Annotated in this window: 20 protein-coding genes; 11 read left to right on the top strand and 9 right to left on the bottom strand. The window is 55.7% G+C overall.

Annotation, left to right across the window (positions count from 1 at the left end; translation table 11 throughout):
* Positions 1-31: 31 nt before the first annotated feature.
* The gene (locus tag VH413_06250; GenBank protein HEX3798287.1) at positions 32-970 is read right to left on the bottom strand and encodes a HEAT repeat domain-containing protein; all 939 of its coding nucleotides are present in this window, start codon (positions 968-970) and stop codon (positions 32-34) included.
* A gap of 174 nt (positions 971-1,144) precedes the next feature.
* On the opposite strand from VH413_06250, the gene VH413_06245 reads away from it, so the two are divergent.
* The 4 genes from VH413_06245 (at position 1,145) to VH413_06230 (ending at position 7,413) form a co-directional block, all read left to right on the top strand.
* On the top strand, positions 1,145-1,792 hold the full coding sequence (locus tag VH413_06245) for a type II secretion system protein (protein HEX3798286.1): 648 nt from the start codon (positions 1,145-1,147) through the stop codon (positions 1,790-1,792).
* 3 nt (positions 1,793-1,795) lie between these two features.
* Complete coding sequence (locus tag VH413_06240) at positions 1,796-3,871, top strand: hypothetical protein (GenBank protein HEX3798285.1); 2,076 nt, start codon at positions 1,796-1,798, stop codon at positions 3,869-3,871.
* A 152-nt stretch (positions 3,872-4,023) separates the two neighbouring features.
* Entirely contained in the window at positions 4,024-5,538 is a 1,515-nt protein-coding gene (locus tag VH413_06235) for a Gfo/Idh/MocA family oxidoreductase (GenBank protein HEX3798284.1), read from the top strand.
* Between the two features lie 570 nt (positions 5,539-6,108).
* Positions 6,109-7,413: an outer membrane beta-barrel protein gene (locus tag VH413_06230; protein HEX3798283.1), complete on the top strand. Its 1,305-nt coding sequence runs from the start codon at positions 6,109-6,111 to the stop codon at positions 7,411-7,413.
* Positions 7,414-7,492: 79 nt separating this feature from the next.
* Here VH413_06230 and VH413_06225 read toward each other — a convergent pair whose 3' ends face one another.
* The gene (locus VH413_06225) at positions 7,493-8,149 is read right to left on the bottom strand and encodes a flavin reductase family protein (protein HEX3798282.1); all 657 of its coding nucleotides are present in this window, start codon (positions 8,147-8,149) and stop codon (positions 7,493-7,495) included.
* Between the two features lie 334 nt (positions 8,150-8,483).
* On the opposite strand from VH413_06225, the gene VH413_06220 reads away from it, so the two are divergent.
* Entirely contained in the window at positions 8,484-9,128 is a 645-nt protein-coding gene (locus tag VH413_06220) for a phosphoesterase (protein ID HEX3798281.1), read from the top strand.
* A 22-nt stretch (positions 9,129-9,150) separates the two neighbouring features.
* Here the strand turns inward: VH413_06220 and VH413_06215 are convergent, their stop codons facing one another.
* The 3 genes from VH413_06215 to VH413_06205 are packed head-to-tail and all read right to left on the bottom strand — an operon-like array spanning position 9,151 to position 13,552.
* The gene (locus VH413_06215; GenBank protein HEX3798280.1) at positions 9,151-10,812 is read right to left on the bottom strand and encodes a beta-N-acetylhexosaminidase; all 1,662 of its coding nucleotides are present in this window, start codon (positions 10,810-10,812) and stop codon (positions 9,151-9,153) included.
* Between the two features lie 40 nt (positions 10,813-10,852).
* On the bottom strand, positions 10,853-12,649 hold the full coding sequence (locus VH413_06210) for an MFS transporter (GenBank protein ID HEX3798279.1): 1,797 nt from the start codon (positions 12,647-12,649) through the stop codon (positions 10,853-10,855).
* Positions 12,650-12,694: 45 nt separating this feature from the next.
* The gene (locus tag VH413_06205) at positions 12,695-13,552 is read right to left on the bottom strand and encodes a type II secretion system protein (protein HEX3798278.1); all 858 of its coding nucleotides are present in this window, start codon (positions 13,550-13,552) and stop codon (positions 12,695-12,697) included.
* 228 nt (positions 13,553-13,780) lie between these two features.
* Here VH413_06205 and VH413_06200 point away from each other — a divergent pair, with 228 nt between their 5' ends.
* The 5 genes from VH413_06200 (at position 13,781) to VH413_06180 (ending at position 18,872) form a co-directional block, all read left to right on the top strand.
* Positions 13,781-16,078: a LamG-like jellyroll fold domain-containing protein gene (locus VH413_06200; protein HEX3798277.1), complete on the top strand. Its 2,298-nt coding sequence runs from the start codon at positions 13,781-13,783 to the stop codon at positions 16,076-16,078.
* 156 nt (positions 16,079-16,234) lie between these two features.
* Positions 16,235-17,650, top strand: a complete 1,416-nt coding sequence (locus tag VH413_06195; protein HEX3798276.1) for a glycoside hydrolase family 18 protein — start codon at positions 16,235-16,237, stop codon at positions 17,648-17,650.
* 206 nt (positions 17,651-17,856) lie between these two features.
* Entirely contained in the window at positions 17,857-18,168 is a 312-nt protein-coding gene (locus tag VH413_06190) for a DUF883 family protein (protein HEX3798275.1), read from the top strand.
* Positions 18,169-18,171: 3 nt separating this feature from the next.
* Positions 18,172-18,558, top strand: coding sequence for a phage holin family protein (locus VH413_06185; protein ID HEX3798274.1), 387 nt, complete (start codon positions 18,172-18,174; stop codon positions 18,556-18,558).
* 32 nt (positions 18,559-18,590) lie between these two features.
* A complete protein-coding gene (locus tag VH413_06180; protein HEX3798273.1) occupies positions 18,591-18,872 on the top strand; it encodes a hypothetical protein in 282 nt (93 codons plus the stop codon).
* 138 nt (positions 18,873-19,010) lie between these two features.
* Here the strand turns inward: VH413_06180 and VH413_06175 are convergent, their stop codons facing one another.
* The 4 genes from VH413_06175 to rsmB form a co-directional block, all read right to left on the bottom strand.
* Positions 19,011-19,427 carry a TerB family tellurite resistance protein gene (locus VH413_06175; GenBank protein HEX3798272.1) on the bottom strand — a complete coding sequence of 139 codons (417 nt, stop codon included), beginning with the start codon at positions 19,425-19,427 and terminating at the stop codon, positions 19,011-19,013.
* A gap of 277 nt (positions 19,428-19,704) precedes the next feature.
* Positions 19,705-19,977 (bottom strand): hypothetical protein, encoded by a 273-nt coding sequence (locus tag VH413_06170; GenBank protein ID HEX3798271.1) that lies wholly within the window; start codon positions 19,975-19,977, stop codon positions 19,705-19,707.
* 147 nt (positions 19,978-20,124) lie between these two features.
* Positions 20,125-21,492: a TAXI family TRAP transporter solute-binding subunit gene (locus VH413_06165; protein ID HEX3798270.1), complete on the bottom strand. Its 1,368-nt coding sequence runs from the start codon at positions 21,490-21,492 to the stop codon at positions 20,125-20,127.
* Between the two features lie 144 nt (positions 21,493-21,636).
* A complete protein-coding gene (gene rsmB, locus VH413_06160) occupies positions 21,637-22,941 on the bottom strand; it encodes a 16S rRNA (cytosine(967)-C(5))-methyltransferase RsmB (GenBank protein HEX3798269.1) in 1,305 nt (434 codons plus the stop codon).
* 52 nt (positions 22,942-22,993) lie between these two features.
* Between rsmB and VH413_06155 the strand changes: the two genes are divergently transcribed.
* Complete coding sequence (locus VH413_06155; protein HEX3798268.1) at positions 22,994-24,820, top strand: GreA/GreB family elongation factor; 1,827 nt, start codon at positions 22,994-22,996, stop codon at positions 24,818-24,820.
* The last annotated feature ends 123 nt before the right edge of the window (positions 24,821-24,943 follow it).

Genomic DNA, 24,943 nt, shown 5'->3' with positions numbered 1-24,943 from the left:
AAAGTTTTTTAACGCGGCTGGTCTTTCCATATTACTTTGGCGTTGGCATGGAGTTGGTGGAATTCAAGATGCGCAGGGCTTCGGACGTTTCGCCGTATTCGCGGACCTCGGCGCCGTTGGTGGATTTGTGGGTGCGATCCAGGATTTCTCTCAGCACGGGCACGGCTGATTGCGCGGCGTCGGGATAACGCGTGAGGATTTGCAATTCGTAGGATATTTCCTCGGGGTCGGTCGAATTTTTCAAGCCGCGAACGACGACGGGCAGGAACAGTGACGGTGGAGTGCCGAGTTTGCCAAGTGTTTCCGCGGCGGTGATGGCGACTTCCATGTTCGTGTCTTGAAGCAGGCGCGTGGCCAGCGGGACGGCGGACAAATCGCCGATGTCGCCGAGCGCGCTGACCGCGAGCGCGAGCACCTGGGCGTTGGTATTGGCGAGACACTCGTGCAACGGCGGGATGGAATCGGGCGCCAGCTTTTCCAGCGAGAGCCATGCGCTGCCCATGATCCATTCGTTCGTATTGGGCAAACGCTCAATTAAACCGCGGATGGCAAATTCCCGCGCGGCCGGCCCCAGTTCCGGCAACGCCCACATCGCGAGACTGCTATGATCCATCCGCGCGTAAGGCCGGGTGATCGCCCAACTTGGCAATCCCCTTCCGAAACCGTGCCGCGCGATCAAAACACTCAACCGGCCATACCAACTGGCGATGCGTTCCTTGAAGTTGATTTTGTCCGTGGGTTCTTCATCGCGCCATTTGAGCAGGACGGCGACGTTATTCGTATCAAGCTGGCGAACGACCATGCGCGCCTGATCGCGCATCACTCGCGAACGGTCGGTCTGCATCATTTCGATCCAATCGCCCAGCCGCCTGCCTTCAACCACCGGTTCGCGCGGATGAAAGATCCACATGGCGACCGCCGCAATCACAGCAATCAACCCGCAACCCACGATGACCCGGCGCTTTCTCATGGCGAATTAATTCCCGACGATACCACAGCATCGCGGCACTTTCACAGGTCTATCGCGGGGATGCGGTGGTTGCATATCGAACTTTCAAATGATCCTGGGGCGCTCGTTCTCATTTTACCTTTTGCATTTTAAATTTTTAATTCCTTATTTCCCCCCGATGTTCCATATTACATCGTGACTCCGGACGGCGCTTTCAAAGATTCGCAACTTCATCCTCGCGGCCATGCCACGCCGGCGCTGCGCGCTTTCTCGCTCGTCGAATTGCTCGTCGTCATGGCCATCATCGTCATCCTGTTCACGATGTATTGGAGCGGCGGCTCAAGGTCTTTTCAGGCTCGGCAGATGTCCAAGTGCGAACGCAACCTGCAAAATCTTTACGTCGCACTGCGGACGTTTTCCCTGGATAATCACGATCAGCTTCCCGCGCTGACCAACGCGGAAACTTCCGAGCCGGTGTTGAGTCTGCTGATTCCGCGCGACACCACGCAGACCGAATTTTTCATCTGCCCCGGCACTCACGATAGCGCGTTGCCGGAAGCGCAGCCGTTCGCGGATCGCCGCATCAGTTACGCCTATTATATGGGGCACACGTTGAACGATGGCGCCACGCAACCGCTCCTTTCCGACCGCCAGGTGAATACGAGTTCCAAAAGCGCGGGCCAGCCGCTGTTTTCCACCGATGGCAATAAACCCGGCAATAACCATAATAAATATGGCGGCAATGTCATGTTCTGCGATGGCAACGTGCAAAGAAGTTCGCCGGGCGCGGATTTCAATTTGACGTTTCCCACGAACGTCACGCTCCTGAATCCGAAACCTTGATCCATGAAAGTCAAAGTCCAATGTCCGTGCGGGTCGAAGTTTGAATTTGAAGTCGAGCCGGTCAATGGCCGCATGCCCGTGGCCATCAGTTGTCCGACTTGCGGTGCGGACGCCACCGCCCTCGCCAACGAAGTCATCCAGCGTCAATCACCCGCCGCCGCGCCCGCTCCGCCGATTCCAGTTTCCGTCTCCGGTTTGAGAATCAACAAAGGTCATGCCGCACCTGCCCAAAGCTCTGCGCCCAGCGCGTCAGCCGAAGAAACTCCCGCCGCGCCGCTTTGCCCGAAACATAAAACCGAACCTGCGGTCGAAAACTGCCGCGTGTGTGGAAAACCGATTTGTCTCAAGTGCATGGAACAATTCGGTTACGTGTGCAGCGTTTATTGCCGCCAGCAAGCCGAGCGCCGCCGGATTGACGTGCCGGTTTATGCCTATCAAAAAACCATCGTCGCGGGAAAATCAGATGCGCTTGTGAAACGGCTTACTTACGCGATTTCATTCGTCGTCGTGGCGTTGCTGGGTTTTTGGTTTTGGTACGCGTGGTTCGCGCGCGATCCGAAGATTGTTTATTCGGTCAAATTTCTCGCGCCTGTAGGCGACAAATATGTACCGCCGCCGTTTTATGAATTGATCGGGCCGGGGCACCTGGTTCTGGCGGATGACAAAAAACTCTCTCTTTTCGACACGACGCAAAACAAAACCATTTGGACCGCGAACTTGCTTGCGGACAATTTGTCCAGCGACCCGCACATCATCGCCACGACCAATGACATTTGGATTTATTTCCCTGATCGCATTAGCCGCTTTGATCGCGCGACTGGCTCGACGCGCGAAGTTCCCATCAAAGGCAAAATCGAAAATGTGAGTGGCAACGGCGACGCCATTATCGCAGTCTCCGAAAACTCGGACGGCGGCGAAACGCTTAACCGGATCTCCATGGCGGGCGGCGAGGTTCAGAACGAATCCTTGAAATCCATGACGCCTTCCGGCATCGCAAGCGCAACCAAAGGCCGCTCCATCAGGCCGGATGCGTCGGTGGATAAAGTTCCCATTGGCGGCATCAAAAATCTTGTGACTCAATCCCAAGCCGCACCCGCCGCGGACAACACCGCCTCAGACGAATCAGACGCGGGCGAAAATCCATTTATCCCGGACGGCACGAGCGTCGTGCAAATGGAAACCAAAGTTCTCGAACACAAAACCATTTCGCACGTCGCCATGAAGGCCAAGGGAAAATCCATCCTCGATAGCGGCGAGGTCACCGCCAGCCAAGGGCTCGATGTCGCGCAGGAAATGATGAATGACTCGCATCGCGAAGCGACGGGCGGCGTGGAGATTGAGGATGTCAGCCGTTATCAAGTGACGTTGCATCGTTACTTCGCGCCCGGCGTTGCGGATTGGACCGGCGAGATCATCGGGCCACCGCGTTTTTACGCGCTCAAGACGGTGGATATTATTTGCGCCGGCCAGAGCATTTATGTCTTCGATAAGAACAATAAAAAATTGTGGGACGCCAAGCTCACTTTTTCCGTGGCGAACCGTTTCAAGGGCGATCCTTGTCTTGAAACCAAGGACGCACTCTATTTTGCCGATCTTGGAGTGCTTACACGCTTCGATCTTCAAACCGGCAATGTCCGCTGGCGTTACAACACCGTGGGCATTTCCAAAATCCAGACCGACCGCAGCGGCGCGATCTATATTGACACCACCACCGCCGGGCCCGAATCCATCACGTATTCGCAGGAGGTGAACATCAAGGACAAAATCCATCCGGTCATCGCGAGGCTCAATCCTGACACCGGCAAAGTGGATTGGAACCTGATTTCCGTCGGCGATACCTGTTACGTCTCGGGAAAATTTTTGTATTCCACGATGGCCTCGACCGCCATGGCCGCGCTGCATCTCGAGGACGGGCCTGATCGCCACTATTATTTGAATTTGCTCGATCCGAAGAATGGCCACGACATTTGGTCCATCCATCGGGGCAACGAACATATCTTCAAAACCGAGATGCAAAATAATTGGATACTCATCCAGTTCCGGGAGGAATTGATCGTGATGAAATTCTTTTCGCTTTGATTTTGCCGGCGGTTTTGACGGCGTGGATGAATCATCGCCCCCGTCTTGTCGTCAAATCAGAGTACATAAACCACTCTTGACCTGACCAGCAGTTGGCGGTTTACTCGGTCGAGCCAAAATTTTCAACCGCCCAAAACAGAAAGTTATTAGCGATGCAAAAAAAGAAACTGAAAATGTCTTCGGCACTTTCCCGCCGCAATTTTATCAAACGCACCACCCTCGCCACCGGCGCGGCGGCGATATATTTCCCGTATGTCGGGAATGTCCTCGGCGCCAATGACCGCATCAACGTGGCGTGCATCGGCGTGGGCGGCAAGGGCGATCAGGACAGCCTGGACGCCGCGCTTTGCGGCGCGAACATCGTGGCGATCTGCGATGTGGACAGCAATGCCCTCGAACGCAAGGCCCGCCAGCTCGAACACTTCTCCCAGAAGCCGAAGCAGTTCAGCGATTACCGCGAGATGATTGATAAGATTAATAGTGAATTCGATGCCGTCACGGTTTCCACCCCCGACCATCATCACGGCGTCGCGGCCATCCGCGCGATGAAGCTCGGCAAACATGCTTTCTGCCAGAAACCCCTGGTTCAAACCGTGAATGAAGCGCGCATCGTCCGCGCATTGGCCCGCGAAAAGAAATTGGCCACGCAGATGGGCAACCAAGGCAGCGCCGAACCGGGTCTGCGCCGCGCGGTCGAAGTCATTCAGGCCGGTGTGATCGGCGCGCCGCGCGAATTGCACGTTTGGTCCAATCGCCCGATCTGGCCTCAAGGCATGCCCCGTCCCGAGGGTGAAGATCCCGTCCCGGGAAATTTGAATTGGGACTTGTGGCTCGGCCCCACGCAGCCGCGCCCCTTCAAGGATAAATATCCGCCTTCGACCTTCGTCGGCTACCAGGCTGGTGGACATGTCTATCATCCCTTTAGCTGGCGCGGTTGGTCGGATTTCGGCACCGGCGCGCTCGGCGATATGGCCTGCCATACGGTCAACATGCCCTTCCGCGCTTGCAAGCTCGGCTACCCTAATGTCGTGGAACTCGAATTGGCTTCCCGCACGTTCGCCGAATCGTATCCCAAGACCTCGCGCATCCGCTTTGAATTCCCCGAACGCGAAGGCCTGCCGCCGATGAAATTCTGGTGGTATGACGGCAATCCGTCGGACACAAGCCTCGCCCCATTGCGTCCCTCGGCTGATACCGTTCGTGAAATCGTCAATATGCAGGACCGCCTCCCGGGCAGCGGCGCTTTGATTATCGGCGAAAAAGGCAAGATTTTCTCTCCGAGCGATTACGGCGAAAAATTCTACATCGCCATGAACGGCCAGGAATTCACCCCGGGCGACACGCACGAAGCTGCCAAGGCCGTGCCGGAAACCATCCCCCGCGTCCAGCCGGTAACGATCCCCGATATTCAGGGTCTGCCCCGCGGCGGCGGCATCACCACGCGCCACATGAATGAATGGTTCATTATGATGCGCACCGGCACACCGTCCTATTCGAACTTTGAGATCGCCGGCTACCTGGCGGAAGTCATCCTGCTCGGCTGCGTCGCCCTGCGTTGCGGTGAAGGCCGCCGCATGGAATGGGATGGCCCGAACATGACCTCGCCGAACCTGCCGGAATCCGCCGCATTCGTGAAGCGGAACAACCGCGCGGGCTGGGAAGCCTAAAAAGCTGTCTTCAAAGGCCGGCATGGGTATTACCTGTGCCGGCCTTTTTCTTTTAGCAATGCGAGACTGTATATATAGATATGGTCGGGAATCTTCGCGGCTTGGATTACCTTTTCGGCTGTTTGAGCCCTAATTTTTATTTCTGGTCGAATTTCTGATAAACGGACCTCCACACTCGTTGATGGGACGAAATTGTGGGGTGGGTTTCGTCGAAAACCGCTGCCTTGTGGAACGAATTCACCCGTTAAATTTCACAAGGAAAGTAATTTATCGAAATAAATATCACTGGCGTATTTTGACCAGTTTGCTTAATTGAACTCATGAATTTTGAGGTTACGTAAGGGTCGCCAAACTGTAATTTGCTTGTAACAAATCGCTTGCAATAGCCGGAAACCTTGGCATAACAAATGCCATATCGGTCGGCGGAAATCGTTTTGCCATCGAGTTTCCTGCAATTTTTGTGCTTGTGCCATGCGGGGACTCATGTCAAATCTGTTTGTGTCGGCAGGAACGGAAAAGTAAATAACGCAGAACAACAAACTAACTAACTAACCATAGGAATTAAAAAAAATGAAGTTTAATCAATGGACATTGGGATTGGCGGCTCTCGGATTGGTCAGTCTGACCTCCGCAGCTCGCGCGGACGAAAAACCCAGCGCTGTGATGACGGCGCTTTCTTCAACCACGCTCAGCGGCTATGTGGATACCTCAGCCCAGTGGAACCTCGGCAGCGGAACCTCGCATGCCCCGGCCTACGGCTTCGGTGGACCTAGCAAGGCTGACGGTTTCAACCTGAACGTCGTTGACCTCAACCTCGAAAAAGACGCTGATGCCGCTGACGGCTGGGGCGCTGGCTATCGCGTTGAACTCTGGCTCGGACCGGATGCTGATACCCTCGGAACCCATGCTGCCGGTGTTGGTGGTGGTCAAGGCGATCTTTCGGTCAAGAACGCCTATGTGGACCTCAAGGCTCCCGTCGGCAACGGCATTGACTTCAAAGTCGGCGTGTTCGACACCCCGATCGGTTACGAAGTCGCTGACTCCCCGAACAACCCCAACTTCACCCGCTCCTACGGCTTTAGCATCGAACCCACCACTCACACTGGTGTGTTGGCCAGCTATACCGTCAACGAAATGCTGAGCGTCTCCGCCGGTGTTGCGGATACTTTTGGACCGGCCATCAATGGCCGCGCCACGGATATTTCCGGCAATACTCGCGAATCCTACAAAGCTTATATGGCCGCAGCGACCTTTACGGCTTCCACGAACTGGGGCTGGATCGGTGGTTCGACCCTCTCGGCTTGCATCATCAACGGCTTCAATAGTGGTTCACCTGCGGCAGATGGAATCGCTGCTGACCAAACCAGCTATTATGTCGGCCTGACGATGAATACTCCCCTCACCGCCCTCAAAGTTGGCGCCTCGTTTGACTACGCAGACGTCCGCGACCAGGGCTTGACCGGTGGAATAACGCCCGGCGGAGCACCTGCTAATATCGGTGGTCACCACGGTTACGCGAATGCCTTCGACGGCTACGTGACCTATCAGGCCACGGAAAAATTGAGCACCAGTGGCCGTATTGAATATGCTTCATTTGGTTTCCCGGCTGGTATCGCGACCGGACCCACGCCCGCCGGCGGTGGTGCACAACCGACCACTGGGCTGCCGACCGGCACCGCGAGTAAGATCCTCGCGCTCACCGGCACCGTTCAGTATGACCTCTGGAAGAACGTCCTGACCCGCGCGGAATTCCGCTGGGATCACGCGCTCGATGGTCGTGACGCCTTCGGCGGCACTACGGCTACGGGCATCAATGGTCCTGGCACTCAGAAGGATTCCTTCGAGCTGATCGCCAACGTGGTCTATAAGTTCTAATTTAAGTTAGTTCAGTTCTGCTCAACCCCTGCCGGTTCTCCCCGGCGGGGGCTTTTGTTTTTGGGGGGACGCATCGCCTCTACTCTTTCGCGTCCGACTTCCCATTCTTCTTTTTCCAATCCTCGTAATTCATCCGCTCGATGTGCAGGAAGGCATCCCGCGTTTTGACGTAAGAACCCAAACCGTTCATGCGGCCGATTGCGTGCATTTTTTCCGCGAGGATGTATGGCCCTTTGGGATCCACAAATTCGTCCTTCACATGAAAGGCCACCACCTGGCCCAGCACCACGCGCGAACGCCCGATCTCCATTGTCGTGATCTCGCGGCATTCCAGGCTCGCGGGCGCGGCGGCGATGCGCGGCACTTTCACCACCAGTGATGGCTCGGTGCGCAAGCTCACGATCTCCAGTTCATTCACGTCCGGCGGAAAATCCACCGCCGTGACTACCATCGCCTCGGCCACGTCTTCATTCACGACATTGATCACGAACTCGCGCGTGTTGCGAATATTTTGCGCGGTGTCCTTGCCGACAATTCCCGGCCCGGGAAGATTGCCGACGCCAATCGCGACGATGGGCGGGTCCGTGCCCATATAGTTAAACGCGCTGAACGGCGCGGCATTCAGTTGCCCCGCGAGGTTCAAGCTCGTGATCCACGCGATCGGCCGCGGCGCGACCAAGCCGATGAGCATATTATAAATCAACTTCGTCTCCGCGCCTTCAACTTTGATGTCCATAAAATTTTTAACGGCCTCGCCCCACCACTGCCTGATGTTGAAAGTAGCATACCTGTTTTTCTTCAGCGCACAATTCCCTCTCCAACGGACCGCGAGTCTATGACCCACAGCAATCCGAAAAGAAGATTGCCGCGTCAGGCTGAGCCGAAGGCGGCTTGACCGTATGCACCTTGCTGCGGGTCATAGACCCGCAGTCCGCACGGAATTTTACTCCATCCGTATTGTGAATAAGCTGTTCATTGACGGTTAATAGCATCCGAGCAATTTTATCTCGTCACGCTGTGCGTGGCTGGCCATCATTTCCGCGATCGCAAACCTGAACCGCCTAATTAAAATGCCCACCGCCATCGAAGAACGCGTCCTTTGTTTTGAACGAAAACTCCTCGAAAAACTCGGCGTCTTTCAAGGACTCAATGCCGACGTGGAAAAATACATGTCCGTAGTCACTTCCACGCCGCACCTCGTTTATCTGAATCGCAGCGAAGCCGAACTCGACAAGCGTTACAAACAACTTATCCCTTACGTGTTGATTGTTTGCGGCGATAAAATTTTACGCTATCGGCGCGGCAAAGCCGGCGGCGAGGCGCGCCTGCACGGACTTTTTTCCGTCGGCATCGGCGGGCATATTTCCGACGAGGACAATGGGCAATTTTCGCGCGACCGCGGTTATCAGGCCGGTATGCGGCGCGAATTGATCGAGGAAGTGGGCATTGACGTCGGCAGCGAGCCCTCAGTTGCCGCCATCAACGACGACAGCACCGAAGTCGGCTACGTGCATTTCGGCGTCGTGCACATTTTACGCGTGCCCGACGAAAGTGTGGCGGCGAATCGCACGGGGATTGTCGCGCCGGAATTTATTCGCATCGCTGAAGCCACCAAAGATTTGTCCGGCTATGAATCCTGGTCGCGGCTGTGCCTCGAACAGTTGGGGATCCTGCTCGCGCGCGCCAGCGCCCTGGAAGCCGTGAACGGGAAATAAACTTTTCTGCACTTTTACTTGTTTAGTTCGCCGAGACGGTTTTCATGATGGGGAGCGGTTGCGGCGGGTCGTGGCGATAGGTGAGGCCCATCGCGTCCAGGCGGCGCAAATCCGCGGGCAGGCGAGTCGAAAAATTATTCCAATCGCGCGCGGCTTTCGGCGACCACACAACTTCACATAACGCGCACAAACGCGGATACGCCATGTATTCCACGTGCCCGATGTTCGGCATGTATTCGGTCCAGATATTCGCCTGCGCGCCCAGAATGTGCGAGGCGTACTGCGCATCAAGTTTCGCCGGGATGGGTTCAAACTCATAAACTTCTTTCATCGGCAGATAGCCGCCGATGGCGTGTGGCTCCGTCGTATGATTAGTGGATTGATAATGGTCGAAATAAGAATACTTGAGCGGTGACATCACGACATCGTGGCCCGCGCTGGCCGCTTCCACCGCGCCGCCGACCCAATCCATCACGACCGCGCTTTGTGCCAGCCCGCCTTCGCGAATCTCGCTCCAACCGATCAAAGTTTTGTTGTGCGAGTTCACAATTTTTTCGATGCGCCGGATGAAATAACTTTCCAATTCCTTCGGCCCTTTCAAACCTTCCGCTTTGATGACCGCCTGGTCTTTGGGACATTTTTCCCAATTCTTCGTGGGCACTTCATCGCCACCGATGTGAATATATTTGCCCGGGAAAAGATCACTCACTTCCGCAAGCACATCGCTCAGAAAAACGTACACCTGCTCGTTGCCGGTGCAAAACTCGCCGTTGAAAACGCCGCCCGGCAGGTCCGTGTTGTAAGGCCCGCCAAAACAACTCAATTCAGGAAACACCATCAACGCCGCGGTCGAGTGCCCGGGCATTTCAATCTCAGGAACAATCACGATGTGTCGCGCTTGCGCGTAGGCGATCACTTCGCGGATTTCATCCTGCGTATAAAAACCACCGTAACGGCCGTCGGGCCCGTAAGCTTTGCTCAATTTCGGATCGAGTTTGAAATCAATGCCCTTGCGCCACGCGCCAATTTTGGTGAGCTGCGGATATTTTTTGATCTCGATGCGCCAGCCCTGGTCGTCCACGAGATGCCAGTGAAACCGGTTCATCTTGTGCAAGGCCATGCCATCAATAAATTCTTCCACTTCGTTCTTGTTGAAAAAATGCCGCACCACGTCGAGCATCATGCCGCGCCATTGGAAACGCGGCTGGTCCTCGATTTGCACACAGGGGATTTCCCATTTCACGCCGCTGACGCTGGTCTTCGAGAGAATTTCCGGCGGTAACAGTTGCAACAACGACTGCACGCCATAAAACAAACCCGCCGATGTCGGCGCACGAATGATCACATTCGCCGGTGTGACCGTGAGTTCATAGCCTTCTTCGCCGAGTGAAGCTTTGGCGTCATTGGTCGTGAGTAAAATAGTGCCCGCCGTCGAGGAGTTGTTGTTGACGATAGTTATTTTATAGCCAAGGGCCGGCGCCACTTCATCGGCGAGATAATGCGCGGTGTCTTCAGCACCCGGCGTCGCAATAATTTTCGCCGAGTCTCCATTGGGCAAAACGAAACTGCCGCTCTGCACTTCCATCTTCACCGGCGCGGGAATGATGCTCGGCGTTTCCGCGCGACCCGCGCTTGCAACTGACATCACCGCCGCCATCATCAAAATTTTCTTCACATGTTTCATAAATTTTTTTTCTCTCCGCGCCCCTCGCGATTAAATCGGGTTAAGTTTTCGCCTTGTCGCGCCCTTCAAAGTGCTCCTCGATTTCTTCGAGCGTCTTGCCCTTCGTCTCCGGCAAAAAGAACGCCGCCGTGATGAAATAAATCACCGTGCAGCCGGCGAACGCAAAAAACACCGTTGAGTAACCATGCTTGCCGACCATCGGCAGAAACGTCGCGGCGATGCCCGTCGAAACCGCCTGGTTGATGAGAAGCGCGATGCTCATGCCGTTGGAGCGGATGCGCGTGGGCATCAATTCCGACAACGCCAGCCACACGCAAACGCCCGGACCGACCGCGAAGAACGCCATGAACACGAATAGTGAAATGGCGACGAGCCAGCCGTTGCGTGTGCTCGGAACCGGCGTGATCAAGGCATTCTCGATTTTCAACGGCGCGGTTTGCGCGGCCTTCAAGTCGGCGAATGGATTCGAGAAAAAGGAAACAACCCGGTTGGGCGGCACGCAGCTATCGCGTGTGATCACCAGCGGTTGCGCGGAAGCATCGTCGGAGCGCAAAACTTTCGTGGCCGCGCGATAATCACCATAGGAATAAATCACGATGAGCGTCGTCGGCTGGCTGCTGATGGCGGTGCGGGCGGCGCCGGTCGCGGCGAGAAATTTCACGGCGGTTGGCTCATTGAAATCCACGGTCAGTTTTTGATCCGCGGTCACGAGCGCTTGCAGCGAGTCCTTGCAATCCACGCGATATTGTTCCGTGCCGCGAAACAAAACGCCCGCGCAGATCAGCGAAACGATGATGCCCGCCGTGCCGAGCGAGAGCAAAAATTTGCGGCCCTTGCGGTCCACCAGCAGTACCGCGCCGATGGTCGTAAGGAAATTGACGAGCGTGAGAATCAGGTAGCCCCAATGCGCCTGCAAATCGGAAAGGCCGCCCTGCAAAAGAATCGCCGTGTTGTAGCCGAGAATGGAATTGATGCCCGTGGCCTGGTTGCACGCGAGGATAATGCACGCGAGCACGAAGGGCAGGACGTATTTGCGGCGCAGCAACGATTCCTTGATCTTCACGGCGGTGGTCGAAGCGGCAGCGGCGGTTTCTTCCATTTCCTTGAGTTCAACCTGCGCCTGCGATTCCGTGCGCGAACGCAACAGCGCGGCATACGCGGCTTGTTTGTGCCCGCGGCGGAACAGCCAGCGCGGCGATTCCGCGACCATGAAGCTGCCGATCACGAACAAAATTCCCGGCGGCAGTGACACCCAAAAAATTCCGCGCCACGCCGTGTCTTTGAACGCGAGTAATTTTGCGGGATCGCCGAGCTTCGCGACTTCATCCACGCGATAGCTGAAATAAAATCCGATGAACGCCGCCGCCACGATGCCGAGCGTCAGCAGCCATTGAAAAATGCCCGTGCCTTTGCCGCGGCTTTTCGCGTCCAGACATTCGGCCAAATACAGCGGCACGACCACGCCGATCAACCCCGCGCTGATGCCTTGCAGCAAGCGCCCCAAAACCAGCGGGACATAACCGTGTGAAAGCGCGATAATGGGGATGCTGGCCACGAAGAGAACGCCGCTTGACGCCATCAGCGGCTTTCGCCCCATCCAATCCGCTAGCGCGCCGGCGAACAGGGTTGAGATCACGCTGCCGAGCAGCACCGCCGCCACGATGAAAGAAAGTTGCCCGGCGTTGAGTCCAGACGTCGCCTCCAAGTACGGCAGCGCGCCCGCGATGATTCCCACGTCCACGCCGTACAGCAAACCCCCAAGCCCCGCCACTAATAATAGAAACCGATTATAACCATTCTTCGTCGTACCTTTTTCGCCGCCACTGGTCTCGTTCATACGTTAGTTCTGGTGGAATGATTGCCGGGCCTGCAATGGCACGGCTCAACTCCCGGGAGACTGCCCCGGGTCACACGCAGCATGTTGACGAAACCAAATCCAGTCCACGTTTTTCGCTCCGTTGGAGGGTGTGACATTGTGGGTGTCGCTGTTCACCTTGACGGGAATGTTCAACACGCTCGTCTGCCATTTATGCACCTCGACGTGGCCGTCAAAGAAGGAAAATCCGCAGGACTCACCGTGCCAGTAAGCAGGCACATCCGGGAAGAAACCCATCGTCCCATGAGTATCTACTTCAAGAAAGCCATCTTGGATGCTATCGGGACTTTCATCACAGAATACAAAAGCCGATGACGGATCTGGGCAGGTCACATCGGTGTCCTTAACATATTGGACTGCGGGAGCGTCAAGATTGAAATTAACTTTCACCAGATAGTCCGCGCCCATCTGCCCGTTCATTGAAACACTGCGCAAACGGTCACCATTCGCCGAAGGAATTCTATCGGCCGGACATTTATAAACACCGATCTGGTTGGCCATGTAAGGTGCCATCAGACCGGCAGTATAAATGGCATAATTGGTATTGCCTGTGGACGCTATGTCCCAGCCTTCCGTCCCGGTATCGCTGTCAATCCACGCTTTGCCCGGCCCGGCCAGCGACGCTGGCGAGTCGGGCGAATTGGGCAGGAGATAGCCATTGTAATCCCCGGTATACATAATCGCGCCGAGTTGCAGCTGCTTGAGGTTGCTGGCGCATTTGGCTTTTTGCGCCTGCACCTTCGCGCGGGCCAGCGCGGGCAAAAGCAAGCCGGCCAAAATCGCAATGATGGCGATCACGACCAGCAGTTCGATCAGGGTGAATCCATTTTTGCTTCGTTTAGGTAAAATTCGTGGCGAGTTCATAGGGGTATCCGAGAACGGTGTCGCCATTAAATACCAACCATACACAAAACGTCAAGAATTAAATCATACTTTATATGATACTATCATACATATTGCATTTAGATTATTAAATATTTATATTGATTTTTTAAATCGTATTGATACGATGCCCGCAGTATTTGTCATTCCGCGCGACAGGCAAAGGCGTTCATGCTGCCGCTTAGTTCTAACCAATCAACTGAAACAACTATGAAACTAATCAAAAGATCGGGCCTGAGTTTGGGTGTTTTGATGACTTGCGTATCAGCAATCGCATTATTCTCCTCTCAGAAAGCGAAAGCAACGCAGACGTATCCGCAGTTAATCCTTTCCGACAATCCGGTGGCTTACTACCGGCTGGAAGAAACCAATGGCACGACAGCGCTTGACTCCACCACCAATCACCTGGACGGAGAGTACCTTTTTGCTGACGGCGCGGATGGTTCTTTCCCGCAGCTCGGTTTGCCGGGCATTGATACCAATTCCGTGACGTTTAAATTGGAATCCGACAACACCTTCGGCGATGTGGATATTCCTTACAGCACACTGCTCAACCCCGCCAATCCCGACGGCACCGGCACGCCGTTCTCGGCGGAAGTCTGGTTGTTTCCCACCACCCAGCCGCCCAACTATACTGTCCCGTTCAGCGAATTCGGCGGTTTCGGCCTTCCCAACACCTCGGGCTGGAATTTTTATCAGTCGCCTGGCCCGGCCAGTGCATGGATTTTGAATGTGCATCAGAAGGGAATTTTCTCGCAGACCGGTGCAATTTCACTACTCCAATGGTATCATCTGGCAGTCACTTTCGACGGCACCAACTTCGTGTTTTACGTCAATGGCCTTCCTTTCAGCACCAGCCCGGGCACAGGTTACATCGCAAATCCCGGCACGGATGAGTTTATCGGGTCAGGTGCCTCTACCGGCCAATTACCCTATACCGGCGGTGCCGATGAGGCCGCCATTTACGGTTACGCGCTCACGCCCGCCCAGATTCTCGCGCATTATCAACTCGGCACGAATTCTTTCCGCGTGATCGCCAATATCGCGCCGTCCTTCGTGACCGCTCCCGCGCCGCAAACCAATTATGCCGGGACGACCGCCACTTTCAGCGCCCTGGCCGCCGGCACCGCGCCGCTGTCTTATCAATGGTTCCGTGGCGCTACTAAAATCACCGGCGCGACCAACAATTCCTATTCGCTCGCCGTCACTCCGACCGATGATGGTTCCACATTCAGCCTCTCGGTCTCAAACATCGTCGGCGTTACCAACAGCGCAGCCGTCACTCTCTCGGTGCTTACGAACTTCAACATCGTCGGCGCTCCCACGGACAGCACTCGCAATAGCGGCAGCAACAGTTGGGTCGCTTATCGCGTGATCGCCAACGGCGCGGGCCCTATCAAGTATCAATGGGAAGACTTCACCAGCGGTTCGGGCGTGGTCATCCCCGGCGCAACCAACGACACCGTCTGGTTCAAGGGCCTGTTCACCAATGCCACTTACGGCGTCATCGTCAGCAATCCGTTCATGACGAACGATCCGCTCATGGTCAACCTCACGGTTCAACCGCGCGCGGTCACCGTACCGATTACCGGATATGCCAGAATCGTCGTGGCCGACAGCCCGGTCGCTTACTGGCGTCTCGATGAAACCAATGCCGATGGCGGCACGGCCACGGATGCCGTGGGCAGCTTCGACGGTGTGTATATGGATGGCCTGGGCAGTTTCCTCTTCGACGTTCCGACGGGCATCCCGCACGAAACCAATGATGCCGTCGGCCTGACCAACGGTTCTTCGATTCACATCGCCTATGCGCCCGAACTCAATCCCGAAGTCGCGTGGTCGGCGGAAACCTGGATACAGCCCTATTCACTCGGCGATTATCGCGTTGTGCTCTCCTCGCAATTCAACTCGTTCCCGAATCCTTACAACGGCTGGTATATTTATCAGCAACCGAGCGCTAACTTCGCCTTCGTGCCACAACCCGGCAATGGCTTCATCGTCGCCGGCCCGGATGATCCGGCGAATAATAATCTGATCGTACCTTTCAAATGGTATCACCTGGTCGTGACGGATGATGGCACCACCTTCACCATGTATATCAACGGTGAAGCGCGCACGTCCTTCTCGGTTGCAGGGGACCAGTTCATCGCCAACGGCGCGGGCATCCTGCCCAATAACCAGTTGGGTGTCGGCGGCTTTAGCGATACGGTCATCGGCCAGCGCTCGGACGCGACTTTCGGCACGTTCGTCGGCACGGCGGATGACACCGCGTTCTACAACTACGCGTTGAGCCCGCAACAAGTCGTATCGCATTTCAATAATGCCGTGAAGGTAACGGCGGCTCCGTTGAGCACGTCGGGCGGCAAGCTGGTGTTGAGCTGGCCGGTCGGCACACTGCTCTCCTCGCACACGCTTAACGGCATTTATACACCGGTCGTTGGCGCGACTTCGCCCTATACAAATAGCATCGGCAGCACGAACACCTTCTTCAAGGTGCAGACACAATAGTTGAAGCTGGCCTTTGAGCCGCAAGCCAGGGGCCGGGGTGAGCACAACACCCCGGCCTTTTTAGTCCAAGTGAAGAATTTAGAAGTCCCCGGCCGCGTCATCGCCTCCGCCTGTAGCGCCAGTCTGTGACCGCCGAATTTGCAGGAAATTAGTTTTATGATGTTCGCCACACCGGGCCGCGCCCAAGCCGTTCGCCAAAAAAATTGGACGCTGCCGTTTTTTCTCATCGCCATCGCTGCCGCGTGCTGGTTCGCGCAACCCGCGCGCGCCGACCTCTGGAACACTGGCTATTACGCCGGTTATCAGCAGGACACGATGGTTGCCTCCAATCTCGATTTCTCCGCGCTCTCGCACATCATCCATTTCAGCATCATTCCAAACACCGACGGCTCGCTGAACACCAGCGGCAACGGCCTGAGCGCGTCGCATTCCAGCGACCTCATCACGCGCGCGCATGCCGCCGGAAAAAAAGTGCTCGTGTGCGTCGGTGGCGCGGGGAGCGGAGCGGGTTTTGAAGGCGCGACGACGAACGCTAATCGCGCAAAATTTATTACGAACCTGATCAATTTCATGTCGTCCCGCGGATACGATGGCATTGATGTGGATTGGGAACCGCTGCTTCAAGCGGACGCAAATCAATACACAAATTTTATCATCGGCCTGCGGACGAATCTCAATGGTTTCGTCCAACCCAAATTTCTCACCGCCGCTGCGGGTGCATATTCCGATTATCGCGATCCGGTGAATGCCGAGTATCAACTCTTCGCTTCCCTCCAAACGAATTTCGATCAGATCAACATCATGACTTACGATCTGTCCGGCCCGTACGCCGGCTGGGTCACGTGGTTCAACTCGCCGCTCTATGATGACGGTTACCATTTTCCCAGCACCGGCGGTTTGCTACCGTCCGTGGATGGCGCAGTCAATAATTTCATCTCCAGCGGCGTGGCGCCGTATCGGCTCGGCATCGGCGTGGCGTTCTATGGCTACGTGTGGACGGGTGGCAGCGGCACCGTCCCTGCCGGTGGCGTGACCATTCCGCGCCAATCATGGACCACCAACGCGCCCACCGTCACCACGCCTTCCTACGCGAACATCATCAATAGCTATTACGCGTCCAATCAATATCATTGGGACACCAACGCCCAGGCCGCTTACCTGGGCAAAACGAATTCGCCCGCATTTATTTCCTATGATGACGAACGCACCTGCCAGGTCAAAGTCAGTTATGCGCGCAATCGCGGCCTCGGCGGCGTGATGATTTGGGAACTCAGTCTGGATTTTTTCCCGGCCCAAACCGGCGCCCAGCGCGCGCCACTGCTCGACGCATTGAAACAATCCCTCGCCACGCCCGGACTCACTGAGATTCAACTTCAGGGCAAAGGCCTTCAACTCAGTTTCAACAGCCTGCCGCTCTCGCTCTATCGCGTCATGTGGACCAGCAACATCGTGGACGGCTCGTGGAACACCCTCTCGAATAATGTGAACGGCACTGGCGGCATCCTCCGCATCAGCGATCCCAATCCGCCCATTGACCCCCAGCGTTTCTACCGCGTCAAGACCCCGCCGTGAGGTGACCTGCTACATCCACAAAGATTCATAAATTCCTTTTTTCAGCCACGGCTGAAAAACCTTCCCGCAGAAAAATTTGCGCCGGTCCCATTATTCGTTTACAATCCCGTTGACAGACTTCGTTAAAATGAGCATACCGAAGTCCGGTCAGATGCCGCGGGTTGCGGCATTAAAAGCATTTCAAAATTCAAACCAGAGATAAAATTATGGACGACCATTCAAGCAGTGAATTGCACGATTCCACCCAGAAATTATTGCACGATCTCCGCCAGGTCGTTCAGGACGGCGAAGAAGTTCTCCGCGCAGGGGTTGGTGAACTTGGCGAAAAAAGCGTGGCCGCGCGCGCCAAGCTTTCCGCTGCGCTCGATTCCGCCAAGGAAACCGCCCGCAAACTCCAGGACAAAACTGTTGCCGGCGCCAAGGCCACCGACAGGGTGATCCGCGATCATCCCTATCAATCCATCGGCATCGCCTTTGGTTTGGGCCTGCTTATCGGCGTCCTGGTCAATCGCAAATAAAACGTGGAATCCGAGTCCAATCCCGTCGGCCTGCTCACGCAGATCCGGCAACTGGTCAGCACCGGTTTTTCCGCGCTGCAAAACCGCGGCGAACTCTTCTTGCTTGAAGTGGAGGAGGAGAAGACGCACCTGATGGAATTGCTCGTCTGGGCGATGGCCGTGGGTCTGCTGGGGTTGATGTTTCTCATCGTATTCACCAGTTTGATCGTGTGGCTGTTTCCCGAATCGTTGCGCATCTGGGCGCTCGTGGGATTCTGCGTGATCTATGCCGTGGGCGCGCTGCTGGCGTTGTTGAACCTCAAATCCATTCTCAAAACCGGGGCGCCGCCGTTCGCGGGTTCCATCGGTGAAATGAAAAAGGACCGCGAGTGGTTAGAATCTTCGAAGTAAAAGAATTTTCTCAACGCAAGAAACTGTTGCTGATGCAAAGCGAAATCCATCGGCAGACATTTCGCGTCCAGATGGCCGCCGCGCATGAAGCTTTTGACCATTTGCAAAAGCGTTTTGCCATTCTCGGAATTTCGTCGGTCGCGCTGAGCGTCGGCGCATCGGTGGCTGGATTGTTCATGGCCAAAAAAAATGCCGCGGCAACTCCCGGCAAAGGCGGTATCATCTCCAAGGTCATGTCCGGCATCTCCGTCTTTAACCAGGTAAAAGGCATGTTCAAACGCATGCGCGGCCAGTCAGAAGATCAGGCGGAATAATTCCGATTAATATGGGGGGCGAGCTTATCGCGAGCCCTGATTAATTTGTTGCCCCTGATGGAAAATTAACGCGGTAGATCTATATGGGGCTCGCAAGTACGCTCACCTCCCCCATTGCGCCCCCCGACTCCGTTCTATTCAGATCCCAAACTTCTCTTTGATCGCCAATAAGAACTGGCTTTCCTCTTTTGAAATATTTCCATCCAGCGCCGTCAACTCGCGCAACATCCGGTAAATCCGCCGCTGCTGGTCCGGCAACGTGAATTTATCCGCGAGCCGTCCGCTGCAGGCCTTCACCGCCTCCGCCGTCTGCGATTCCCGCCGCACGCGCGTGACTGATGCGTCGAATTGGCGGTTGCGATCATACTCGGTCGCAAAACCCATCGCGGTCAAAAGTTGTTGCACGCGCGCCTCCTCGACCTTGGCGAGATTGCCGTCGAGATACATCGCCAGAACCAGCAGATCCAGCAGCGCCTCCTGCTGCGACGCCGTGAAGCCCTGCATGTTCAGCAACTCCACCGGCATCGGCGCTGATTTCAATTTTTCCTTAGCCATGTTTTTGCGCGTTAAATTTTTCCCAATGATAAGCCGCAATTCCGCCTTGTCCACAAAACATGGTGCGTGGAAATCAGAATTAACCGCGGAGGCACGGAGACGCGGAGGTCCTTGCGAACGGCCAAAGGGAAAAAGGAGGTACCAGCCACAGATGAAACACGGATTGAACACAGAAAAATGTTCTCAATCAGTGTTTGTTTCGTGTTCCATCCGTGGCTAAAACTTTCTTCTTCCTCCGCGTCTCCGTGCCTCCGCGGTTCAAATCCGCACTCGCGAATCAGCGGTCGTATTTCAGCGCCTCTTTCAACTGGACAATCGCCTTGTCACATTCGGCGATGGCTGCGGCCTTGTGGCCGCCGAAATCGTGGCCGGCGTGTTCCATTTCCGTTTTCGCGGCTTCCAGCGCATCAATCGCGCGATGCATGGCTGGGCGATTTTCTGCCATCGGCGTAGGCACGATATTCGATTCCGCAAAAACCGAAGGCAAGGTGAAAGCCAAAGTGCCGGCGAGCGCCGCGCCTGAAAAAATAATCGCAAGTGTCTTTCTCATAATAGTAACAAGTCGGTGTTGAATGATTTTGTATTAAGGAATTCGTAATCCAGAAGGAATCTGAATCGAATGAAGGGAACGATTTCATCCTAACACCAGTGCTTGAACTGGTCAAACCGCGGGCGGAGTTAAATAAATGAACGCCAGCTAATTCTGCCCCTGGCGATCCGTCAACCGCTGGCGCACAAAACCGATGTGCCCGCGCAGCCCATAAAACGCATCCGCAAACGACGCCGGCACTTTCATTCCATTGACCGTCGCTTCGATGCGGTCCAGCCGCGCCAATAATTCTTCGATCTTCTTCGGCGAGCCGTTCTCATCCAGTTCGCGTTCCAGCGCGAGCAACAACCGATACCGCCGGTAAATCAGCATGCGTATCCGCCATTTATAAGCCGCCGGAATCGCCTTCACACTTGGGATCAGCAGTACCACCAGCGGGACGAACGCGACTAAAATTCGATTCACCAGGCTCGCCAGCCAGAACGGCAGCATATTATACAGAAATCCTTTTCCCGATTTATAAAATCGTTCCGCTTCCGCGCTGATCGGAAAATCGTGTTCCAGCGGCGCGGGAAATTCATCTTTTTTCCGCAGCAAATTCGCTGAGCCATGCACCCTTTTTGCGGCCTCCAGCAATAAATCCACCAGCGCCGGATGCAAGTTCGGCTGCGCCAAAAGCTCCACCGTCGGCCCCAGCAGAAACACGTCCTGCGACGGAATATTTTTGCCGAAATCAATCGAGCCCATCGGCAGTTCGAGTTTGTCCAGGTAGGTGATTTTGCGCGCGTAACCATCCGCCTGCTCGAAGTTGAAAAGCTGCACGCCTGGCGAGAGCAATAATTTTTTCATGATCAGCGGCGACGCCGAATCCCCCATGAGAAATACCGCATCCACTTTGCCGCTCTGCAATGCCTCCGGTGAATTCGTCGCGTCAATGTCCACAAGCGTCGCGTTGGAACCCACGTCCACGCCGTTGAGATTCAGCAAGGTCGTCGCCAATGCGCGCGTGCCGCTGCCCGCCGGGCCGAGCGCGAGCCGTTTGCCGCGAAAATCGGACAACAGCTTTACCTCGTTTGTTCCGTGGTAAAAGATGAGCATCGGCTGATACGTGATGCTGCCCAGCGAAACCAGTTTGCTGTCCTGTAATCCATTCGTGATGCCGCCCTGCACAAAGCCCACGTCCACCTTTGATTTTTTGTCATTCAGACGCGCGAGATTTTCTTCGGAACCTTGTGACTCCACGATCTTCAAAGTCACATGGTTGCTGGCGAGGATGGCTTGATAATTTGTCGCAAAGGATTCAAACGAACTGCCGGGCGGTCCGCTGCTGATCGTCAACGTGCGCGGCGGCGCGGAATGAAAAAAATAAAAAACCGCCGCCGCCAGCAATGCCACTGACAGAAGCACCGAGGCCGCCGCCAGTGCCCAACTCAATCCAAACGTCTCCGTGACCGGCGCTACGATTCTGTCCAAACCCGTTTTCGGTTCCGCCGCCGCTTTTTTATCGTTGTCCATAACAGTCATCCCAGCGCGCCGAACCATCGGCCCGCACCTTCCGTCATCATACCATCAAACATTTGAAAGCATAGGGCTTCCCAATATTCAATGGTGTGTCATTGCATAATCGTCCGCTAGCGGCGCTCTGTGGTGTCGAATCAATTAAAGTCCGGCTGCGCTTAGCACGGCTATATATGCGCCGTCCACGCCTTCAACGAAGGGGAGCAATTCACGTTCGTGTTCCAATTTGAATTGCGGATGTTCACCCAAAAATTGCTTCACCACTTCAGTGTTTTCGTCCGGCTCCAGGCTGCATGTGCTATAGACGAGTCGTCCGCCCGGTTTGGTTCGCGGTGCGGCGGCGCGCAACAGTTGTAATTGCTCCGCGCGCAGGCGCTCGATTTCCTCCGCGCGAATCCGCCAGCGCAAATCCACGCGTCGGCGCATCACGCCCGTGTTCGAGCACGGCGCATCCACCAGCACGCGGTCGAATTTTTTTGCCGGGTTCGCAATCACGCCGCTCGGCGCCACGGACATTTCCGCTACGATCACACCCAATCGCGCGCAATTCTCCCGGATCAAATCCAGGCGATCCGGTTGCGCGTCCTGCGCGGTGATGCGTCCGCGATTCTGCATTTGCTGGGCGATGAACGTCGTCTTGCCCCCTGGCGCGGCGCACAAATCCAGCACGGCCTCGCCGGGTTGCGGGTCGAGTTCCCGCACCGCGAGCAGCGTGCTTGGGTCCTGCACATAAAACCACCCGTCCTTGAAACTCCGCATTTCCGCCAGCGACGGATGCGACTCCAACTGATACACCAGCCCACCGCCCGTCCAATCGAAACTTCGCCTCGCGAACTTCACGCGCTCGGTGTCCCACTGCGCCATGAGTTTCGTAGCGTCCGCCTTGAGCGTGTTCAATCGCGCGAAAGTCGGCGGCGGCGTGTTGTTCAACTGCATCAACTGGGCCGTCTTTTCCGCGCCCCAGCGGGCGAACCATCGTTGATAAATCCATTCGGGATGCGAATACCCCAGCGCGGGTTGGTTGATTTTTAAATCCGCCAGCAGCGTTTCCGTTTCCACCCGCTCGCGCGTGTAGCCGCGCAACACCGCATTCACAAAACCCGCCTGCGGCCCCAGCCCGAGATGTTTCGCCAATTCCACCGTCTCGTGCACCGCCGCATGGTTGGGAATGCGATCCAGCCAGAACATCTGGTAAAGTCCCAACTGCAAAAGAATCCGCAATTCCTCCTTCTGCGTGCGCCCTTCCGTCTTGCGCGCGATGAGCCAGTCGAGCGTCATTTGCCAGCGCGCGATGCCATAAACCAACTCCTGGCAAAGCCCCCGGTCGGACGACGTCAGCCGGTGCGCCGACAATTCTTTTTCAAATAAATTCTCAGTATAGTCCTGTTCCAGTAGCCGTTGCCTGAGGACCTGCACGGCAATTTGTCTTGGTTTTTGTTCGCTCACGACTTTTAATAATGCCATTGTCATGTCAGCAGGCGAGAAATAAGATACATTTATGAAAGAAGAGTTCGAAAAATTGGCGGCCGCGGGCAAGCTCGACAAGCAGCAGATCGAGCCGCTTGTCCAGCTCACCACCAGCGGATATTGTATGCACCGCAGTTGGGGATTTGGAAAGATCACGACGGTGGACACGGTGTTTGCGCGGTTCACGATTGATTTTCCCGGCAAGGCCAATCACACGATGGACCTTTCCTTCGCCGCTGAATCGCTGAAACCGATTCCCAAGGATCACATTCTCGCCCGTAAAGCTGCGGATATCGAAGGTCTGCGCCAGATGGCCGCGTTGCATCATCTCGATCTCATCAAGCTTGTGCTGACGAGTTACAACGGCCGCGCCACGGTGGATCAAATTCAGGCGGTGCTCGTGCCGGATGTCATCAAGGACGATTGGAAAAAATGGTGGGAAGCAGCAAAACGCGAGTTGAAAAAGGACGGCCATTTCCAGGTGCCGCTCAAGAAGACCGACCCGATCATTTACCAGGTCAAGGAAGTCTCCTTGCAGGACCGTTTGCTCGGTGATTATCGCGCGGCCAAAGGTTTGAAAGCGCACATTGCCGTCGCCAGCGAAATTCTCAAGAGCGTCGCCGATCTTAGCGATCCCAAAGCCGCCGCGACCGAAGTCATCACCACACTCAACACCGAGATCCTCACGCATCAGCGCACCCAGGCGCCCGTTGCGCTCGAAGGTATTTTCATCCGCGACGATTTGCGCGAAGCCGCCAAAATTCCGCCGATCGAAGGCGAATTGACCGCTAAAAGCATTTGGGCCCAGGAAAACCGTCTCGGCCAGCTTGTCGAGCAAATGCCCGCCGTGAAGCATCGCCGCACGCTCGACTCTTTCAAGGACGCCAATCCGGATCGCTGGCTCGAAATCGTTCGCGCGACCCTCAATGTGGTTCCCGCCAAGCTCTGCCGCGAGTGCGCGCAGTTGCTTATCAGCGAGGGCAAGATTGATTTGCTCAAGGAAACCCTCGCTCGCCTGATCAGCCAGCATACCGCCAGCAGCGAATTGCTTTTGTGGCTCGCCAAGGAACGCTCGGATGCCTTTGCGGACATCCTCGGGCCGGAAGTTTTCCGCGCGATGCTGAGCGCGATGGAACGCGACCAGTTCAACGAAAAACGCTCGAACCGTTTGCGCGATTTCATTCTCGACGATCAGCAGTTGCTCGTCGAACTCATCGGCTCCGCGGATCTGGAAGTCATCAAGGACTTGACCCGCGCGCTGCAACTTTCGCCGTGCTTTGATGACATGGACAAACGCTCGCTCCTCGCGCGCATCGTCAAGAGTTACCCCGCCATCCAATCGCTCATCTCCGGCGAGGCGACCAAACAGGAAGCGAATTACCTCGTTTCGTGGGAAAGTCTCGAACGCCGCAAAGACGAATATACCGAGCTGGTACAAAAGAAAATCCCGGCCAACTCGAAGGAAATCGCCATCGCCCGCAGCTACGGCGACTTGCGCGAAAACCACGAATACAAGGCCGCGAAGGAAATGCAGAAGCTTCTGATGCGCCGCAAATCCGAATTGGAAGCGCAACTCGTCCGCGCGCGCGGAACCGACTTCGCCAACGTCAAGACCGACGCCGTCAACATCGGCACGACCGTGAAGGTCACCGACCTTAACACCAACAACGTCGAACAATTCGCCGTCCTCGGTGCGTGGGATTCCGATCCCGAAACCGGCATCATCAGTTACCTCACGCCCGTCGCCCAATCCTTGCTCAACAAAAAACCCGGCGAGATGGTGGACTTTGAAATGGACGGCGCAAAGAAGCGTTACCGGATTGATACGATTGAAGCCTACAAAAAGCCGGAGGCGTAACTTTGATGTTCAACGGACCGCGGGTCTATGACCCGCAGCAAGGTCCATAAGGTCAAGCCGTCTGCGGCTTAGCCCACCACATGTTTAATTGTCGCATCCCGGATCGGTTACTTTTAAAACCTA

Source organism: Verrucomicrobiia bacterium (assembly GCA_036268055.1).
GTDB lineage: Bacteria > Verrucomicrobiota > Verrucomicrobiia > Limisphaerales > Pedosphaeraceae > DATAUW01.
Note: the sequence above shows the minus strand (reverse complement) of the source record. Positions and strands in the feature narration are given on the sequence as shown.

Bases quoted from the DNA above. Each gene is read 5' to 3' on its own strand.
- VH413_06250 (HEX3798287.1), bottom strand. From the start codon at position 970: ATGAGAAAGCGCCGGGTCATCGTGGGTTGCGGGTTGATTGCTGTGATT.
- VH413_06240 (HEX3798285.1), top strand. From the start codon at position 1,796: ATGAAAGTCAAAGTCCAATGTCCGTGCGGGTCGAAGTTTGAATTTGAA.
- VH413_06235 (HEX3798284.1), top strand. From the start codon at position 4,024: ATGCAAAAAAAGAAACTGAAAATGTCTTCGGCACTTTCCCGCCGCAAT.
- VH413_06230 (HEX3798283.1), top strand. From the start codon at position 6,109: ATGAAGTTTAATCAATGGACATTGGGATTGGCGGCTCTCGGATTGGTC.
- VH413_06225 (HEX3798282.1), bottom strand. From the start codon at position 8,149: ATGGACATCAAAGTTGAAGGCGCGGAGACGAAGTTGATTTATAATATG.
- VH413_06220 (HEX3798281.1), top strand. From the start codon at position 8,484: ATGCCCACCGCCATCGAAGAACGCGTCCTTTGTTTTGAACGAAAACTC.
- VH413_06215 (HEX3798280.1), bottom strand. From the start codon at position 10,812: ATGAAACATGTGAAGAAAATTTTGATGATGGCGGCGGTGATGTCAGTT.
- VH413_06210 (HEX3798279.1), bottom strand. From the start codon at position 12,649: ATGAACGAGACCAGTGGCGGCGAAAAAGGTACGACGAAGAATGGTTAT.
- VH413_06205 (HEX3798278.1), bottom strand. From the start codon at position 13,552: ATGAACTCGCCACGAATTTTACCTAAACGAAGCAAAAATGGATTCACC.
- VH413_06200 (HEX3798277.1), top strand. From the start codon at position 13,781: ATGAAACTAATCAAAAGATCGGGCCTGAGTTTGGGTGTTTTGATGACT.
- VH413_06195 (HEX3798276.1), top strand. From the start codon at position 16,235: ATGATGTTCGCCACACCGGGCCGCGCCCAAGCCGTTCGCCAAAAAAAT.
- VH413_06190 (HEX3798275.1), top strand. From the start codon at position 17,857: ATGGACGACCATTCAAGCAGTGAATTGCACGATTCCACCCAGAAATTA.
- VH413_06180 (HEX3798273.1), top strand. From the start codon at position 18,591: ATGCAAAGCGAAATCCATCGGCAGACATTTCGCGTCCAGATGGCCGCC.
- VH413_06175 (HEX3798272.1), bottom strand. From the start codon at position 19,427: ATGGCTAAGGAAAAATTGAAATCAGCGCCGATGCCGGTGGAGTTGCTG.
- VH413_06170 (HEX3798271.1), bottom strand. From the start codon at position 19,977: ATGAGAAAGACACTTGCGATTATTTTTTCAGGCGCGGCGCTCGCCGGC.
- VH413_06165 (HEX3798270.1), bottom strand. From the start codon at position 21,492: ATGGACAACGATAAAAAAGCGGCGGCGGAACCGAAAACGGGTTTGGAC.
- VH413_06155 (HEX3798268.1), top strand. From the start codon at position 22,994: ATGAAAGAAGAGTTCGAAAAATTGGCGGCCGCGGGCAAGCTCGACAAG.